Consider the following 16,662-nt stretch of genomic DNA (forward strand, 5'->3'; position numbering starts at 1 on the left):
GCCATCCCCTGGCGTGCAGGGTGGGTGTCAAAGTGAAACGAGACGGCGCCCCGAGGAGCGCCGTTGCATGAAACTGGCGGTAACAACTGAGTGCGCGGTGGGGCCGCAGGGGCAAGCTGCGGCCCCTGCGGCTCAACCGTGCTGCTTGGCGAAGCGCTCCATGAAACTGACCAGCGCCTCGACCCCGGCCAGCGGCATGGCGTTATAGAGGCTGGCCCGCATGCCGCCGACGATGCGATGACCCTTGAGTGCCAGCAGGCCCGCGGCTTCGGATTCGGCAAGGAACAGCTTGTCCAGGGCGTCATCCTTGAGCTGGAAGGGCACGTTCATGCGCGAACGGCAGGCAACATCCACCTGGTTGGCGTAGAAGCTGGAGTCATCGATATAGCCATAGAGCAATTCGGCCTTGGCACGGTTGCGCGCCTCTATTTCGCCTAGGCCACCCTGATCTTTGAGCCATTCGAACACCAGGGCGGCCAGATACCAGGCGTAGGTGGGCGGGGTGTTGAACATGGAGTCATGCTTGGCGGTCAGGGCATAGTCAAACACCGCGGGTACGTCCGCCCGGGCCTGGGTCAGCAGATCGTCACGGACGATGGCGATGGCCAGACCGGAGGGGCCGATGTTTTTCTGGGCACCGGCATAGATGACCCCGAAGCGGCTGATATCGAGGGAGCGAGACAGTATGGTGGAGGAGAGATCCGCCACCAGCGGCACCGAACCTGTGGCCGGGATGTCAAACATCTCTATGCCATCAATGGTTTCGTTCGGGCAGTAATGGACATAGGCGGCATCGCTGCGAAACGCCGGGGTCGGCAGCAGCTGGCTGACGCCTTGCGCCGTCTTGGTCACACCGGCGTGGGTGAGGATGTCGCCATACTTGTGCGCTTCGTCCACGGCACTCTGGGCCCAGACACCGGTCAGCAGATAGTCGGCCTTCTTGTTGGCACCGCCGAGCAGGTTCATGGGCACCGCAGAGAACTGACCGCGACCGCCGCCATGCATGAACAGCACCTTGTAGTTGGCCGGGATGGCGAGCAGTTCGCGCAAGTCAGCCTCGGCCTTCTCGGCAACCGCCATGAAGGGCTTGCCACGATGGGAGAGCTCCATGACAGAGGCACCCAATCCCTGGAAATTACAAAATTCGCGCTGGGCGCGTTCCATGACTTCGACCGGCAACATGGCGGGGCCGGCGCAGAAGTTGTAAACCTGTTTGCTCATGACACTTTCCGTGAGGTGGTAAAGAGTGAAGGACTTCCCCGTTTTTACACGAAACCGCGCCCCTTCGGCAAAGGATTTTTGGGAGCTGGCTCAAGGTTTTGCCCCCCTGCCCTTGCCGATCTCAACACCAGATATCAAGCGGCTGCCGCCTCAGGGTCGGGGCACAGAGCGAGCAGCCAGCCTTAAGGGGCCATGACACAGACCCCGCCGAGGCGGGGTCTGTGGTTGGGAGCACGCGCGGTTCAAGGGATGAAGCCGGCGCGTCACCCCAGGCTCACAGCTTGGCGGTCAGTTCGGGCAACAGGGTGAACAAGTCCCCCACCAGGCCGTAGTCGGCGACCTGGAAGATGGGCGCCTCGCCATCCTTGTTGATGGCCACAATCACCTTTGACTCCTTCATGCCCGCCAGATGCTGGATGGCGCCCGAGATGCCGACGGCGATGTAGAGCTCGGGGGCCACCACCTTGCCGGTCTGGCCCACCTGCAGATCATTGCCGACAAAACCCGCATCCACGGCGGCGCGCGAGGCCCCCACCGCCCCGCCCAGCTTGTCCGCCAGGGCCTCTATCAGGGCAAACTGCTCTTTCGAGCCGAGTGCCCTGCCCCCGGAGACCACCACCCGGGCGCTGCCGAGTTCGGGACGGCCAGACACCACGGCCTGGCGGGAGATCAAGCGGGTGCGCGTGGCAATGGCCAGGGGCGGCAGGGCCTCAACCGGCGCGCTCGCCTCTCCCGTCGCCGCCATGGGGAAACTGCTGGCGCGCAGGGTCATCAGCTTGATGGGGGCATGGCTCTGCACCCTGGCGATGGCGTTGCCCGCATAGATGGGCCGCAAGAAGCTGTCATCTCCCTCGATGGCGATGACTTCGGAGAGCATCTCGACACCGAGCCGCGCCGCCATGCGGGGCAACAGATCCTTGGCCGCCGTGCCCGATGCCATCAACACATGGTGGTAATCCCGGGCCAGGGTCGCGAGGGGGCTGTCCAGGCCATCGCACCAGGCGCAGCCAAGCTCGGCCAGCAATACCCGGGTCACCCCTTGCAGGCGGGCAGCCTCCGTGGCCGCCTGGGTGAGCTTATCCCCAAGCAGCAACAGATGGATGTCGCCCAGCAGGGCCTGCGCCCCCCCCACCAGCTGGATCGTGCTGGCAGCCAGGGGGCCCTCTGCTTGCTGCGCAATGATCAATATGCTCATGGCAGTACCTTCGCCTCATGTTTGAGTTTGTCGATAAGCTCATCCACAGAGCCAACCCGTACCCCGCCGCTGCGCACCGGGGGCGCCATGACCCCCAACTGCCGGTTATGACCGAGCGGATGGATGCCCAGGGCGGCAAAGGGTTCCGTCTCAAGGGGCTTGCGTTTCGCCTTCATGATGTTGGGCAAGGAGGCAAAGCGCGGTTCGTTGAGGCGCAAGTCCACGGTCACCACCGCCGGCAGCGCCATCCCCCATGTCTCCAAGCCGCCATCCACCTCCCGGGTCACCCAGATCTCGTCTCCCTTGCATTCGATGGCCGAAGCAAACGTGGCCAGGGGCCAGTCGCACAGCGCCGCCAGCATCTGGCCGACCTGGTTGTTGTCAGAGTCGATGGACTGCTTGCCGAGCAGCACCAGATCCGGCTGCTCACGCTCGCAGATGACTTGCAGGGCCCGGGCCACGGTCAGGGGATCCAGCCGTTCATCGCCACCATCGGGGGTGACGAAATGCAGGGCGCGATCCGCCCCCAGTGCCAGGGCATGGCGCAACTGTTCACTTGCCGCAGCAGGTCCCAGGGTCACCACCACCAATTCGCTGGCAAGGCCCGCTTCGCGCAACCTGACCCCCTGCTCGACCGCTATCTCGCAAAACGGGTTGATGCCCATCTTGACGTTGGCCAGCTCCACGTCGGAGCCATCACCCTTGACCCGGATCTTGACGTTGTAGTCAACGACCCGTTTGACTGCGACCAGCAGCTTCATTCGGCCACTCCTCATCCTGTTGCTCGGTAGGCTCGCGCCGCTACCATCCATGAATAATTCCATAACGAGAGTTTACAGCTAGGTTTACGTTTACGTAAACTAACACCACCCTAGGCCAAGTCGAGCACGGAGGCAAGATGGAACGAGAAGCAATGGAATACGATGTGGTCATCGTTGGGGGCGGTCCTGCGGGGCTCAGTGCCGCCATCGCCCTCAAGCAGCGGGCGCCCGATTGCAGCGTCTGTCTGCTGGAGAAAGGGGCCGAGATTGGGGCTCATCTGCTCTCTGGCGCCCTGCTCGATCCCCGCGCCCTGCAAGAGCTGCTGCCAGCGCGCTGGCAGGAGGCACCGCTCGGCACCCAGGTCAGCGACGATCAGCTCTGGCTGCTGCAAAGTGACAGCCGTGCCAGTCGCTTGCCCCATTGGGCCCTCCCCCCCAGCATGAGTAATCAGGGTTGTCACATCATCAGTCTGGGTACTCTCTGCCGTTGGCTCGCCAGGGAGGCCGAGTCTCTTGGGGTCGAGATCTATCCGGGGTTTGCCGCCAGCGAGCTCATCATCGAAGAGGGGGTGGTCAAGGGGGTGCTGACCGGCGATCTGGGTCTGGACAAGGCAGGTCGGCCCAAGGGGGATCATGTGCCGGGCATGGCACTGCTGGGGCGCTATACCCTGTTTGCCGAGGGGGCCCGTGGCCACCTTGGCAAGCAGCTGATCAACGCATTCGGGCTGGAAAATCATACCCAGCCGCAACACTATGCCATCGGCTTCAAGGAGCTGTGGCAGGTGCCCCCGGCTCAATCCCGGCCCGGACAGGTGCTGCATGGCAGCGGCTGGCCACTCGGTGGTCAAGGGAGCGAGAGCCGCAGCCATGGCGGCTTCTACCTCTATCATCTGGCGGACAATCAGGTCTCGGTCGGGCTGATTGTCGATCTCAACTACCAGAATCCCTGGCTCAGTCCCTTCGACGAGTTTCAGCGTCTGAAACATCACCCTCTGCTCAAACAGACCCTCCAGGGAGGAGAGCGCATCAGCTATGGTGCCCGCGCCATCACCAAGGGTGGCTGGCACTCCCTGCCGCGCATGCACTTTCCCGGTGGTCTGCTGCTCGGCTGCGACGCCGGCACCCTGGATTTTTCCCGCATCAAGGGGATTCACACCGCCATGAAGAGTGGTCTGCTGGCCGCCGACGCCCTGCTGCCCCATCTGGGTCAAGGAGAACAAGGGGGGCGGGATATCGCCAACTATGGCGCGGCCCTGGCGGCCAGCTGGCTTGGCGCGGATCTGAAGGGGGCCCGCAACTTCGGCGCCGCCTTGCACGGCGCGGGTCCCTGGCTAGGTGGCGCCTTCAATTGGCTGGAGCAGCGGTTATTCAAGGGGCAATCCCCGTTACAATGGCTGGACAAGGGTGACGATTACCGCGCCCTCAAGGCGGCCAATCGCTGCCAACCCATCTCATACCCAAAACCGGACGGGGTGCTCAGCTTTGACAAGCTCTCATCCGTCTATCTGGCCAACACCAGCCACGATGAAGATCAGCCTTGTCACCTGCGATTGCAGGATGCGCGCATCCCGGTCGAGGTCAATCTGCCCACCTGGGCCGAGCCCGCGCTGCGATACTGCCCGGCCGGAGTGTTCGAGCTGGTGACGGTGGATGAACAACCCCATCTGCAGATAAACAGCGCCAACTGCATCCACTGCAAGACCTGTGATATCAAGGATCCTAGCCAAAACATCATCTGGACTCCCCCCCAGGGGGGCTCTGGCCCCAACTACCCCAATATGTGATCCGACCAGGGGCGTTTTCTGGACAAACGGGATGAATATCAGCTGAATAAGCCCTGACAATGGCGGCGAGCGCCTGTATAGTTCGCCGCAGTCAGGTTGCCCATCGGCCCCGCTATGCTTCATACGATCCCCTTCTTGGGATCGAAGCCGCATGAACCTGTTCAACCATCCCTGATAACCCAAGACTTTAAGGGGGACAGATGATCACCGCCTACATCCTCAATAACAAGGTGCTCGACATCGTCACGCTCGGCCCTGACGATATCCTGCCCGACAACACCGTCTGGCTCGATGCCTACAAGCCTGACGCGGCGGAGCGAGAATGGTTGACGGGACTCTTTCTGGAAGAGGTCCCCGACAAAGAGGAGCTCGATGACATCGAGGCTTCTGCTCGTTTCTACTGGGATACGGATGGTTTGCATATCCACTCCCTGTTTCCCCAGCGGATCGGCCGTGACACCAAGGGTGTCCATGTCTCCTTTACCCTGCGCAACAACCTGCTGATCAGCATCCGCGAGGACGATATCGGCTTGGTACGGCTGATGCGCCACTATATGCGCCAGGACAGACTGGAGGTGGAAGATGCCCTGGATGTCCTGCTTGAGGTGCAAAACCTCAAGGTCGAATACCTCTCCGATCTCATCGAAGATGGCTACAAGACCCTGGAAAATACCGCCGATCAGATCTTCGAGCCCGATCAGATCAACGCCATGCTCAAGGAGCTGATGGCCCAGGAAGAGGCCAACGGCCAGATCCGCCTCTCCCTGCACGATACCCGGCGTGCCCTGCGCTTCTTGAAGCGCAGTCTGCGCCAGAAGATGACCAATGAGCAGAACAAGTGGATCGACGAGATGTTGCACGACGTAGAGTCTCTGCTGCCCCACACCCAGTTCCTGTTCGACAAGATCAACTTCCAGCTCGAGGCCGCCATGGGGGTGACCAATCTGGAGCAGAACAAGGTGATCAAGATCTTCTCGGTTGCCGCGGTCATCTTCCTGCCGCCGACCCTGATCGCCAGTATCTACGGCATGAACTTCGGCCGCATGCCGGAACTGCAGTGGGAATATGGCTATCAGATGTCCCTGGTGCTGATGGTGATGTCGTCGCTCGGCACCGGGCTCTTCTTCAAACGCAAAGGCTGGCTGTAGCGCCCCGAACAGGGCGCTATGGTACGAGGGGGCCCAGGGCCCCCTTGGTGTGGATGGACGCCCCTGGCCGCTATCCCCCGGGCTTTTTCACTTTCTCCTCTTGCAAGCCGGGTCTCAGCCCCCATATCTGTTGCATCATTTATCCATTGCGGCCTTCTCCTCCTCCATGACTCTCTATCCCGAATACCGTTACGATGATCACGGTCAGTTGCGCCCGCCACTCTGGTTCTGGCCCATCAGCCTGCTGCTGACCCGCTCCGTCTGGTTGTTCGTGATGGCCGGCGCCAGCCGCCAGGGGGGAAGCGACATCCTGGCCCTGCTCTACCCGGAGCGCTGGAGCCTCTATGTGAGCCTGCTCACCGACCTGCCCGCGCTGCTGGCCCTGCTGGCCTGTGGTGGCACCTTTGCCAATCCCCAGGGGTGGCGCGCTCGCCTGCGGCGCTTGAGTCCCAGCCTGCTGCTCAGCTCGGCCCTGACCGGGCTCATCATCCAATGCCATGCCCTGGTGAGCCTGGGTTGGCAATTTAGCTGGGCCAACGCCCTGGTGCTGATCGCCAGCCTCTGGTGCCTCTGGTATCTGCTCAAGAGTCGTCAACTGCGCGAGTACGCGGCGGACAAGCCCCATATAGCCAATGACTGAGAGCGCGCCATCGAGTCAGGACAGCGCCCTGATCAGCCCCGACAGGACAGATCAGCATAGGGTTGCCCGCCCGGGCGGGTGAGACTAGTTGACCGGCGTCACCCGGATGGCGAGGGTCTGCTGCTGGTGCTCCTGGCGGATCCCGGCCCCCGAGGTCGTCCCTATCTCCGTTCCCTGACGCTGCTGTCTGTTGGCCAACCCTCCCACCTCCACCCACTGCCCAGGGGCGACATTCAGCTCCGTATCGCTCTGTCCCCGCTCCGGTAATCCCTGGCGCAAACTGGTCTGCTCGCTGGAGAGCCGGATCAGCACGTTGTCACCGACCAGGGTCGCGCTGGCATAGAGGCCATTGACGATGGGCAGCAGCGCCGTGACCTTGCCCCCGCGCCAGCGATAGAGGCTGACCGGCTGATAACTGCCCATCTGCAACAGCACGGGTCGCCCCGACAGACCGCGAACCTGCCAGGCTTGCTGGCCCTGTTCACTGCCTTGCTCCAAGGCGCCTCCCCCCTGCCAATCACCACTGCGACCCTGTCTGGCCCCCAGGGCCGCCCCCTGACTATCGCGCTGCTGGGAGACCCGCCACTCGATGAGCAGCATCTGCGGTGGCTGGTTGAGGCGCGTCACCAGCTGCTCCGCCTCCGCGAGCTGCTCTGGGGTGCCGCTGAGCACCAGCTGGTTACCCATGGCACTCACCCCGAGACTCGGATTGAGCTCACGCAAGGTGTGTATCAACCCCTCCGGCTCAAAGACGGTGATCACCTTCACCTCCCCCCGTACCGGGGCGACTACCAGCACCGCCAGTGACATGGTCAACCAGAGGCTCACTCGCACGTGGCAACGTCTCTGCATAGGGCTCTCCTGCCGTGATGAACGTGATCATAGGCTCACCCCTGAGGGACGCTGTTGCCAATGATGGGATGAAAAAAACCGCCGAGATGCGGCGGTTTCAGCATGACTCAACTCAGCATCTGGCGACAAGCCAGGATGCCCGCGCGATCAGAGCCAGGGAGCGGCAGTGGGCCCCTGTCTCAGGCCCAGCTTCCAGACCCGACCAAAATGTTTGTAGTGACCGGCGGCCACCCCGGCCTTCTCCCCCATGCCATGGTAGAGATCCAGGTGCCCCTTCTTGACCGCCCCCCCCACGTCCAGCGCAATCAGCAGGCGCAACTGATGCTTGCCGGTCCAGTTGCCCTCTGTATCCAGCAGCGGCACTTCCGCCAGTATGGGCGTGCCCATCGGCAGCAGGGTCTTGTCGGCCGCCACCGCCGCCATGGGCAACAGCGGAATGCCTGCCGCCCCGACCACATCATTGGTGGGGCGCCGTTCGAAGAAGACATAGGAGGGGTTCTGCTCCACCAGCTCCATGACCCCGGCCTCCGGCTGGGCATTGGCCCAATCTTTGATGGCCTTGAGGGACATCTGCGCCTTGGGCACTTCGCCCCGATCGATCAACACCCGACCGATGCTGACGTAGCCGTGACCATTCTTGCCGCTGTAGCCCAGATATTGCAGGCGATCATCGTCCCCGTAGTGCACGAAGCCAGATCCCTGCACATCCATCAGGAAGTTGTCGATGAGGGATTTGCTGTAGCCCAGCTCCAGCCCACGGTTGGCCAGCGCCCCCTGATGGATCTGGGCCCGGCTCGGGCAGCGTCCGGCGCAGTTGGGCATGGCGTAGATGGGGTATTTGAACTCACTGTCCGGGCGGTGGCGCACTTCCAGTACCGGCGAATAGTAGCCGGTGAACAGCACATTCCCCTGTCGATCGGCGCCGCCGAGCTGGGCCAGGCTGATGCCGTACTGGGTGATCAGGGCCGGGTTGCCACCCTGCGCGACCCAGCGGGAGAGCTGGCGATAGAGCTCGCCGTAACGGCGGGTCATCTTGCCGGAGCGCTCCAGCACCAACCGGCTCTGGGGGCCGAACTTGCTGAAATCCGACCCCTGGTGGCTGTTGACGCGCTCCACCCGCACCAGATCATCTGGCAGGGTACCATCCAGATACTGCTTGCCCAGATTTTCTGGCACCTCGCAGTTCAGAAAGCATCTGGCTTCGGACTTCTTCTGGGGCACCTTGGCAGGTTCAGGGTTGCCCGCACAACCGGCCAACCCGACCACAGCGGCAGTCAGCCAGTACGCGTGTTTTTTCATATATCCTCATCTAACCGAAAAACGCTAACACCATGAAAATGGTGCTGAATGCAATCAAAGGCCGCGACGGATACCAGCTTGGCTCCGCTTCTCGCCCACAGCCGCCGCGCTGCCATGTCCGCAGCGCATCAGCAGGCGGCGCTATCATACAAAAACAAAGGCCCTGTTGGCCCCTTAAATTAAACAATACCGCTGATTGATCCAACGGCCAGGGTGCGATGAGAGCGCCTGGCAATCGGATGACCTGATGACCTGGCGACAGCAAAATGGCGTGATCGGGTGTGCGCAGGTGCCTGGCCATATGGCGGTGACGACAGCGGCCTCCTTGATCTCCCCCTCGATTAGCCCTCAGCAAATGAGCAAACACCGCCTCTGCCGGCGCACAGGGATTTTTCCAAAGGCCCATCATTTGGGTTATAACAGAGGGACAAGGTGTGCGAGGTCATGGATGGAACAGCTCGAGATCTTCCCCCTGCAGAGCCCCTGTATCGGGGTCTGTCAGGCAAACAACAAGGGCTATTGCAAGGGATGCTTTCGCAGCAGGGAAGAGCGTTTCAACTGGCTGACCATGAGTCCGGATCAGCAGCAGGATGTGATGCGGCTGTGTCGGGCACGCAAGGCCCGGGTCCTGGCTGCCTTACGCAAAGCCCAGGAGCCAGAGCAAGCGCCGCAGCAACAAGGCTGGGACTTCTGACCCGAGGCTGCTGCGCAGTGGCGACATCCGTCGCTCTCCATGAGGGCTTCTCTCCCCTCAAATACACAAGGCGGCCCCAGGGCCGCCTTGTTCATCACGCATCGTTACCGCGGGTGCGGCCGAGCTCTGGGGATCATGCCGTGGCCAAGCTGGCCGGTACCTCGGTACGCTTGAGCATGGCGTAACTCACCCCGGTCAGCAGGGAACCCGCGGTGATGGCCACAATGTAGAGCCACACATGGCTGATGGCATTGGGGATGAAGAGCACGAACAGGCCACCGTGGGGCGCCACCAGCTCACAGGCAAACAGCATGGAGAGTGCACCGGTCAAGGCACCGCCCACCATGCAGGCCGGGATGACCCGCATCGGATCCTTGGCCGCAAAGGGAATGGCCCCCTCGGAGATGAAGCACAGCCCCAGTACGAAGGAGGCCTTGCCCGCTTCCTGTTCGGTCTTGATGAACTTCTTGCTGGCCAGGAAGGTGGCAATCCCCATCCCCAGCGCAGGCACCATACCCGCCGCCATCACCGCCGCCATAGGGGCATAGGTCTTGGAGGCCAGCAGGCCGACCCCGAAGGCGTAGGCCGCCTTGTTGACCGGGCCGCCCATGTCGAAGCACATCATGGCACCTATGATGACCCCCAGCAGCACGGCATTGGCCGAGCCCATGTTATTGAGGAAGGTGGTCATGGCATTCATGATGTCGGCCACCGGGCCGCCAACCACATAGATCATCACCAGACCGGTAAACAGGCTCGCCACCAGGGGAATGATGAGGATGGGTTTGAGCGCCTCCAGAGTCACCGGCAGACGCACCTTGTCACTCAGGAACTTGGCGCAGTAACCGGCCAGGAAGCCGGCGACGATGCCGCCGAGGAAGCCGGCGCCCAGGGAGCTGGCCAGCATACCGCCTATCATGCCAGGTGCCAGACCGGGGCGATCGGCGATGGAGTAAGCGATATAGCCCGCCAGCACCGGGATCATCAAGGCAAAGGCCGAGGCGCCGCCTATCTTCATCAGCGCCGCCGCCAGGGTGCCCTCCTCCTTGAACGCCTCAATCCCGAAGATGAAGGAGATGGCGATGATAAGCCCCCCTGCCACCACCATGGGCAGCATGAAGGAGACCCCGGTCAACAGATGCTTGTAGGGACCGGCCTTATCCTCTTTCTTGACCACTGCACCGCCGCTGTGGCGATACGGCTTGGCCTGCGTCCACGCCTTGTCCAGCTCAGCTTTGGTCTTCTTGAGGGCAGCCCCTGTGCTGGTGTGGTAGAGCGGCTTGCCATCGAAGCGGGCCATGTCCACCTCGATGTCGGTGGCGAGGAACACCAGATCGGCAGCGGCTATCTCATCGGCTGTCAGGGCATTTTGCGCACCGACCGAACCTTGGGTCTCGACCCGGATCTCATAACCGAGTTGTTTGGCGGTATTCTCCAGGGCCTCGGCGGACATAAAGGTATGGGCCACCCCGGTCGGGCAGGCGGTGACGGCAACGATGCGTTTGCCCGCACTGGCTGACGCAGGCGCAACCGCAGCCACTGCACTCGCCACATGGTGATAGGGCTCGGCACGCTCGCGGGCAGCCTCCAGCACGGCGGCGGGATCTTGCAATGCGGCATCCATCTCGGCCCGATAGAGTCGCTTGCCCTCATAGGCGGACAAGTCCACCGGTGCGCTGGCCGCGACGATGACCAGTTCGGCCTCGGCAATCTGGGTCGCCGTCGGCGCGCTGTGCGCCGCTATGGTGGAGTGGATGTCACCGATCAGCGTCCAACCGGCCTGTTCTGCCTGTTGGGTGAGTCGTTTGGCGACGAGGAAGCTGGTGGCGATGCCCGCCGGGCAGGCCGTTACCAAGATAGCTTTCATTGGGCATCTCCTGTGGGTGTGTGGTGTGTCGCGTCCTGGGAAGCTGCCTGCCGATCATCCATGGCGGTGTCGTCATCCAGTCGCGTGATGGTTATTTGTTCAAGAAGTGGGGTCAGTTGCTGTTGATCCGCAAAACCGACCGCAACCTGGCTCACCGCCAGGGCCGAGACGGCGGTGGCCAGACCCAGGGTCTGCGCCATGGGCCAGCCCAGGCTCAGACCATGGGCAAGGCCTGCTACGAGGGAGTCTCCGGCACCGACTGTGCTGACCACCGGCATCCGTGGCGGCTTGGCCTGCCAGGTTTCAGCTTCGCCAAACCAGATCACCCCTTCGGCGCCATTGGAGATCACCACCTGGCTCACCCCTTGCGCCTGCAAGGCGCGGGCGCACTCGGCCTGCTCAGTGAGGGTGCGGATGGGCCGGCCCGCCCACTGACTGAGCTCTTCCAGATTGGGTTTGATCAGGGTGGGGCCTGCGCTGATCCCGGCGCTCAGGGCCGCGCCGCTGCAGTCAAAGATGACCCGCTTGCCACGCAGCTTGAGGGCGGTGATGAGGTGGGCGACGTGCGCTGTCTCGACGCCCTTGGGCAAACTGCCCGCCAGCACAAACCAGTCAGCCTTTTCGGCCAGCTCATCCAGCAGGAGATCGAGGGTCGCGATGGCCTCGGGGGCGATATCGAGCCCCGGCAAGTTGAGATCCGTGACCCGACCCGATCGCTCGGAGACCTTGACGTTGATGCGGGTGCTGCCCGGGACCCGCACGAAATGATCCTCCAGCCCCTTCTGGGCAAACAGGTCGACGAAGGCTTGCTGATTATCGGCGCCGAGCCAGCCGGTGAGGGCCACCTCGCGGCCCAGATCCTTGAGCACCATGGCGACGTTGATGCCCTTGCCTGCCGCACGCAGGGAGGCGTCACGCACCAGATTCACTTCGCCAGCCTGCAGCTGGTCGAGGGAGGCGGTGAGATCCAGCGCCGGATTGAGGGTGATGGTAACGATGTTCATCAGTGCGCCCCCTCCCCCAGCCCTGCCTTGATCGCCTCGCCGATGCCACGCAGGGCCGCTTCGGCGTCAGCCCCTTCGGCGCGAAACTCGAGTCGGTGGCCGCACTTAACCCCCAGACCGATCACTTTCATCAGGCTCTTGGCGGACACTGCCTCACCGCTGCCATCCAGGTTGGCGACCCGGATATCGGCACCATACTCCTTGGCGACCTTGACCAGCATGGCGCCGGGACGAGCATGGAGGCCATGGGGGTTGATGATGGTGAAGGTGTCTGCCAATCCCTTGGCTGGCCCGTTTTGCAGCAGCGCCAGCCCTTCGCTTCCCGCCAGGGCGTCGAGTTGACCGGCCGCGGCCAGGGCCGCCAGGTTGTCGAGCTGGGTCAGGTGGGACTCATCCTTGCCGCACAGCAGCAGCAGGGCCTTCACTTGTGCATCCTGATGGCGGATGGCATGACTCGGCGTGGCCAGCACCCAGCCAGACAGCTGCGCCCTGGCACTCGCCAGCCAGATCCCTTGCCCCAGGGCCCTTGGCTGGCTCGCCATCAGAGCCGTCACCATCTCGGCGCCACCCCAACCGGCGGACTTGGCGCGGGCGGCGGCGCCCAGCAGCAGCTGGTCGGCATCATCGGCAGGGAAATCGGCGAGGGTCAGGAATTGCACCTCGGCCGGTGCGCTCGCCCCCGTCAGTATGTCGATGATGGTGGCGGCATCCTTGGCATCTTTGAGGGCCAGGGCGGCCTGCTCGTCCCCCAGTACATGGGTAAGCTGGCGCAAGATGCCAAGGTGCTCATCGGACTTGGCGGCGATGCCAATGGCCACATAGGCGACCTGGCCCTGATCCCATTCAATACCTGCCGGGAACTGGGCCACCATGACCCCGGTCTGCTTCACCAAATGTCGCGTCTCTGTGGTGCCGTGGGGAATGGCGATGCCGCTGCCAAGGTAGGTGGCGTGCTGGGCTTCACGGGCCAGCATGCCGGCCACATAGCCCGCCTCGACCAGACCGGCCTGGGTCAATCGCTCGGCCAGCAGCGCGATGGCCTCCTCCTTGCTAGCGGCGGTCTGGTTCAACAGGATCTGCTCTTGCGCCAACTTCAACATACTCTCTCTCCATCCGCTGAGGCGGCCGAGGCGGCCACCTGGATTGCGCTCAATGATAAGGCTCTGTGATAAGGGTCGGTTGACCCCCGCTTGCCCTGCTCACAATAGACCGGATCGCATCCCACTGGGGGATTTGTCCTCTGTTTGCCTTTGCTTACTGACAAGCTGAATCGTTTCACTTACACTCAGACTGAATCGTTTCAGCTATTTGATCAAGTCCCCGCACTTCACCTTGTTCAATGATATGATCCGGCGCACACTTTTCGGGTCGGAACAGGGTAAGGAGGGCGGGATATTGTTGCCAGAGAGAGCCAAACAAGACAGGGCCAACAAGATGAAACTGGATGAAGTGGCCGCCCTCGCCGGTGTCTCGCGCACCACGGCCAGCTATGTGATCAACGGCAAGGCCGATCAACACCGTATCAGTCAGGCGACCCGTGACAAGGTGATGGCCGTGGTCGAGGCCCATAACTATCGACCCGACAGCCGCGCCGCCTCCTTGCGCGGCGGCCAGACCCGTACCCTGGGTTTCATCCTGCCGGATCTGGAGAACGCCAGTTATGCCAAGCTGGCCAAGCGGCTCGAGCAGGGCGCCCGCGCCCGAGGCTACCAGTTGCTTATCGTCTGTTCGGAAGATGAGCCCGACACCGAAAAGGCGTTGTGCGACATGCTGATCAGCCGTCATGTGGATGCCTTGCTGGTGGCGAGCTGCCTGTCACCGGACGATCCCTGGTATCAGACCAAGCAGGGGAGCGGCACCCAGATCATCGCCATCGACCGGACCATGGCGCCGGGGCGCTTCATCAGCGTCGCCAGCGAGAACCGCAAGGCATGCGAGGAGCTGACCGCCTCCCTGCTGCACCCGGGGCTCGCCCATATCGCCTTGATCACTGCACTGCCAGGGTTGACGATCAGCCAGGAGCGGCGGCTCGGCTTCTTGCAAGCCCTGGAGGGGTGCAACGCCGAGCGTCATCTGTGCGAGGGGCAGCATTTCTCCCGCGCCGAAGGCTATCGGCTGATCAGCGCCCTGCATCATAAACTGGGCGCCCTGCCCCCGGCCCTGGTGACCACCTCCTACATCCTGATGGAAGGGGTGCTCGATTACCTGATAGAGCAAGAGGCGGACATGAGCCAACTGGCCATGGCCACTTTCGGCGATGATCGCCTGCTCGATTTTCTCCCCTTCGGCATCAATTCGCTGCCCCAGCGCCATGACGAGCTGGCGGGCCTGGCCCTGGATCTGGCCTTCCAGGCCATCACAGGGGAGTACCGCTGCGGCCTGCACCATATCGCCCGCAGCCTGAAACGGCGGCGCTGATCCCTCCCTCTTGAGCAAACCCCAGCGCCAGCCGGGTTTGCTCTCTGGTGATCAGGACCACGCTCTGTCCCGGGCAGCAGGGCCCCATGGCGGTGCCAACTGATCAGTGCAGCTCATACCCTCCCCGTGCTGACAACGGCCCCATTGCCGCCGACTAATTCACCACCCTACTCATCACTGTCAGCATTTATTGCCAGATCCAGCGCAAGAAAATCACTTATCCAGCTATGGCGGGCTTGTTTCCCCCATTTTGATCCGTTAGCTTGGCAATCTCTTTTTACAAACGACAGGTTTTGAGTACAGATGCGTCTGCTGCGATATTGCTAGCCTTCGGATCGGACCCGAAGGCGCACTGCCCCGTTATGCCCTAGCCGCCCGCGCGGCCTTATTATCCTCAATATCGGATTGGACTCATGAATACCAAGACTCTCGGATGTACCCTGCTCATCGCCGGTACCACCATAGGCGCCGGCATGCTGGCGCTGCCCCTGGCCTCTTCTTCCCTGGGCGGCCCCGCCACCCTGGCACTGATGCTGGGGCTCTGGGCGCTGATGGCCTTCACCGCCATGCTGCAAGTCGAAGCCAGCCTCAGCACCGGCAAGTGGTACCTTCATCAGCTGGCGGATCAGCTGCTCGGCCCCTGGGGCAAGCGCATTGCCTCCTTCTGCATCCTGATGCTGTTCTACTCCCTGGCCTCCGCCTATATCAGCGGTGGCAGCAGCCTGCTGGTGCAGGCACTGGCCGATGCCGGACTCTCCCTCAGTCAGGGTCAGGCCGCCTGGGCCTTCACCCTGCTGTTTGGCGGCATGGTCTGCGTCGGCACCAAGCAGGTGGATTACCTCAACCGACTGATGTTCACCGTAAAACTGGTGATCATGGTGGCCGTGCTGGCCCTGCTGCTGCCCCGCGCCGAAGGGCAACACCTGCTCTCCATGCCGCTCGGTCAGGGGCTGCTGCTGGCGGGCTTGCCGGTCATCTTCACCTCATTTGGCTTCCACGGCTCCATCCCGAGCGTCATGCTCTACCTGGGCGATTGCCCCAAGCGGCTGCGCCGGGTGTTCGTGTGGGGCTCTGCCTTGCCGCTGATCCTCTATGTCTTGTGGCAAGTTGCCATCTTGGGGCTGCTCGGCCAGCAGAGCCTGCTCGACAGTGGCGGCGCCCTGGACAGCCTGCTGGCCAGCGTCGGCAAGCTGGTCAACTGGCCCCTGTTCAACCAGGCCATGCACCTGTTTGCGGACCTGGCCCTGGCCACCTCTTTCCTCGGGGTGACCCTGGGGCTGTTTGACTTCATGGCCAAGGTGAGCAAACGCGACGATAACGCCAGCGGCCGTCTGCAGACCGGGCTCATCACCTTCGTGCCGCCCCTGTTGTTTGCCCTCTACTTCCCGCAAGGCTTCATCATGGCCCTGGGTTACGCCGCCATCGCCCTGGCCATACTGGCGGTACTGCTGCCGGTGGCCCTGGTGTGGCAGAGCCGCAAACAAGCTGAGCCGCACCACTACCGGGCGCCGGGTGGCGTGCTGGCCCTCGGTGTTGCCGGTGCCATGGGGATATTGATCGTCGGGGTGCAGCTGAGCGTCAGTTTGGGGCTGTTACCCGCCCTCTAAGTCCTCCCCGTGATGAACTGCCGAAAGCCCCGCCAACCCCGTTGGCGGGGCTTTTTCATCAACGAATTTCATCAACGGAGATAGCCGACAGACAACCCCTGCTCGCCCCGCGACGGGTCTGCCATCCAACCACACTGACAACATAAGTGTTTTAATCTGGTATATATGTACA

At 62.6% G+C, this 16,662-nt stretch carries 14 protein-coding genes; 6 read left to right on the top strand and 8 right to left on the bottom strand.

Features of this window, described 5'->3' with window-relative positions; genetic code table 11:
* Positions 1–132: 132 nt before the first annotated feature.
* The 3 genes from serC to KYK33_RS10565 form a co-directional block, all read right to left on the bottom strand.
* Positions 133–1,221: a 3-phosphoserine/phosphohydroxythreonine transaminase gene (gene serC, locus KYK33_RS10555; protein ID WP_042040118.1), complete on the bottom strand. Its 1,089-nt coding sequence runs from the start codon at positions 1,219–1,221 to the stop codon at positions 133–135.
* 274 nt (positions 1,222–1,495) lie between these two features.
* On the bottom strand, positions 1,496–2,416 hold the full coding sequence (locus tag KYK33_RS10560; RefSeq protein ID WP_224430463.1) for an FAD-binding protein: 921 nt from the start codon (positions 2,414–2,416) through the stop codon (positions 1,496–1,498).
* Positions 2,413–3,177: an electron transfer flavoprotein subunit beta/FixA family protein gene (locus KYK33_RS10565; RefSeq protein ID WP_224430464.1), complete on the bottom strand. Its 765-nt coding sequence runs from the start codon at positions 3,175–3,177 to the stop codon at positions 2,413–2,415. The genes KYK33_RS10560 and KYK33_RS10565 overlap by 4 nt, the downstream gene beginning before the upstream one ends.
* Before the next feature lie 137 nt (positions 3,178–3,314).
* On the opposite strand from KYK33_RS10565, the gene KYK33_RS10570 reads away from it, so the two are divergent.
* From KYK33_RS10570 to KYK33_RS10580, 3 genes are all read left to right on the top strand, one after another.
* On the top strand, positions 3,315–4,961 hold the full coding sequence (locus KYK33_RS10570; protein WP_224430465.1) for an electron transfer flavoprotein-ubiquinone oxidoreductase: 1,647 nt from the start codon (positions 3,315–3,317) through the stop codon (positions 4,959–4,961).
* Positions 4,962–5,161: 200 nt separating this feature from the next.
* Positions 5,162–6,109 carry a magnesium/cobalt transporter CorA gene (gene corA, locus KYK33_RS10575; RefSeq protein ID WP_042043254.1) on the top strand — a complete coding sequence of 316 codons (948 nt, stop codon included), beginning with the start codon at positions 5,162–5,164 and terminating at the stop codon, positions 6,107–6,109.
* Positions 6,110–6,275: 166 nt separating this feature from the next.
* Positions 6,276–6,749 carry a DUF2919 domain-containing protein gene (locus tag KYK33_RS10580; protein WP_224432993.1) on the top strand — a complete coding sequence of 158 codons (474 nt, stop codon included), beginning with the start codon at positions 6,276–6,278 and terminating at the stop codon, positions 6,747–6,749.
* Between the two features lie 84 nt (positions 6,750–6,833).
* Here KYK33_RS10580 and KYK33_RS10585 read toward each other — a convergent pair whose 3' ends face one another.
* Both KYK33_RS10585 and mltA read right to left on the bottom strand, forming a co-directional pair.
* Positions 6,834–7,601: a hypothetical protein gene (locus KYK33_RS10585; protein ID WP_224430466.1), complete on the bottom strand. Its 768-nt coding sequence runs from the start codon at positions 7,599–7,601 to the stop codon at positions 6,834–6,836.
* A 147-nt stretch (positions 7,602–7,748) separates the two neighbouring features.
* On the bottom strand, positions 7,749–8,900 hold the full coding sequence (gene mltA, locus KYK33_RS10590; protein WP_224430467.1) for a murein transglycosylase A: 1,152 nt from the start codon (positions 8,898–8,900) through the stop codon (positions 7,749–7,751).
* A gap of 448 nt (positions 8,901–9,348) precedes the next feature.
* On the opposite strand from mltA, the gene KYK33_RS10595 reads away from it, so the two are divergent.
* Positions 9,349–9,594, top strand: coding sequence for a DUF1289 domain-containing protein (locus KYK33_RS10595; protein WP_042043252.1), 246 nt, complete (start codon positions 9,349–9,351; stop codon positions 9,592–9,594).
* A gap of 133 nt (positions 9,595–9,727) precedes the next feature.
* Here KYK33_RS10595 and fruA read toward each other — a convergent pair whose 3' ends face one another.
* From fruA to fruB, 3 genes are read right to left on the bottom strand one after another with little or no spacing between them, the layout of a single operon-like run.
* Positions 9,728–11,461 carry a PTS fructose transporter subunit IIBC gene (fruA, locus tag KYK33_RS10600; RefSeq protein WP_224430468.1) on the bottom strand — a complete coding sequence of 578 codons (1,734 nt, stop codon included), beginning with the start codon at positions 11,459–11,461 and terminating at the stop codon, positions 9,728–9,730.
* Positions 11,458–12,465, bottom strand: a complete 1,008-nt coding sequence (gene pfkB / locus KYK33_RS10605) for a 1-phosphofructokinase (protein ID WP_224430469.1) — start codon at positions 12,463–12,465, stop codon at positions 11,458–11,460. Before pfkB ends, fruA begins: the two co-directional genes overlap by 4 nt.
* Positions 12,465–13,565, bottom strand: coding sequence for a fused PTS fructose transporter subunit IIA/HPr protein (fruB, locus tag KYK33_RS10610; protein ID WP_042043247.1), 1,101 nt, complete (start codon positions 13,563–13,565; stop codon positions 12,465–12,467). The genes pfkB and fruB overlap by 1 nt, the downstream gene beginning before the upstream one ends.
* Positions 13,566–13,899: 334 nt before the next feature.
* On the opposite strand from fruB, the gene cra reads away from it, so the two are divergent.
* Both cra and KYK33_RS10620 read left to right on the top strand, forming a co-directional pair.
* Complete coding sequence (gene cra / locus KYK33_RS10615; RefSeq protein ID WP_224432994.1) at positions 13,900–14,883, top strand: catabolite repressor/activator; 984 nt, start codon at positions 13,900–13,902, stop codon at positions 14,881–14,883.
* A gap of 413 nt (positions 14,884–15,296) precedes the next feature.
* Positions 15,297–16,490, top strand: coding sequence for an aromatic amino acid transport family protein (locus KYK33_RS10620; RefSeq protein ID WP_224430470.1), 1,194 nt, complete (start codon positions 15,297–15,299; stop codon positions 16,488–16,490).
* Positions 16,491–16,662: the final 172 nt, after the last annotated feature.

The sequence above is a fragment of the Aeromonas rivuli genome (assembly GCF_020149575.1).
Lineage (GTDB): Bacteria > Pseudomonadota > Gammaproteobacteria > Enterobacterales > Aeromonadaceae > Aeromonas > Aeromonas rivuli.

Bases quoted from the DNA above. Each gene is read 5' to 3' on its own strand.
- serC (WP_042040118.1), bottom strand. From the start codon at position 1,221: ATGAGCAAACAGGTTTACAACTTCTGCGCCGGCCCCGCCATGTTGCCG.
- KYK33_RS10560 (WP_224430463.1), bottom strand. From the start codon at position 2,416: ATGAGCATATTGATCATTGCGCAGCAAGCAGAGGGCCCCCTGGCTGCC.
- KYK33_RS10565 (WP_224430464.1), bottom strand. From the start codon at position 3,177: ATGAAGCTGCTGGTCGCAGTCAAACGGGTCGTTGACTACAACGTCAAG.
- KYK33_RS10570 (WP_224430465.1), top strand. From the start codon at position 3,315: ATGGAACGAGAAGCAATGGAATACGATGTGGTCATCGTTGGGGGCGGT.
- corA (WP_042043254.1), top strand. From the start codon at position 5,162: ATGATCACCGCCTACATCCTCAATAACAAGGTGCTCGACATCGTCACG.
- KYK33_RS10580 (WP_224432993.1), top strand. From the start codon at position 6,276: ATGACTCTCTATCCCGAATACCGTTACGATGATCACGGTCAGTTGCGC.
- KYK33_RS10585 (WP_224430466.1), bottom strand. From the start codon at position 7,601: ATGCAGAGACGTTGCCACGTGCGAGTGAGCCTCTGGTTGACCATGTCA.
- mltA (WP_224430467.1), bottom strand. From the start codon at position 8,900: ATGAAAAAACACGCGTACTGGCTGACTGCCGCTGTGGTCGGGTTGGCC.
- KYK33_RS10595 (WP_042043252.1), top strand. From the start codon at position 9,349: ATGGAACAGCTCGAGATCTTCCCCCTGCAGAGCCCCTGTATCGGGGTC.
- fruA (WP_224430468.1), bottom strand. From the start codon at position 11,461: ATGAAAGCTATCTTGGTAACGGCCTGCCCGGCGGGCATCGCCACCAGC.
- pfkB (WP_224430469.1), bottom strand. From the start codon at position 12,465: ATGAACATCGTTACCATCACCCTCAATCCGGCGCTGGATCTCACCGCC.
- fruB (WP_042043247.1), bottom strand. From the start codon at position 13,565: ATGTTGAAGTTGGCGCAAGAGCAGATCCTGTTGAACCAGACCGCCGCT.
- cra (WP_224432994.1), top strand. From the start codon at position 13,900: ATGAAACTGGATGAAGTGGCCGCCCTCGCCGGTGTCTCGCGCACCACG.
- KYK33_RS10620 (WP_224430470.1), top strand. From the start codon at position 15,297: ATGAATACCAAGACTCTCGGATGTACCCTGCTCATCGCCGGTACCACC.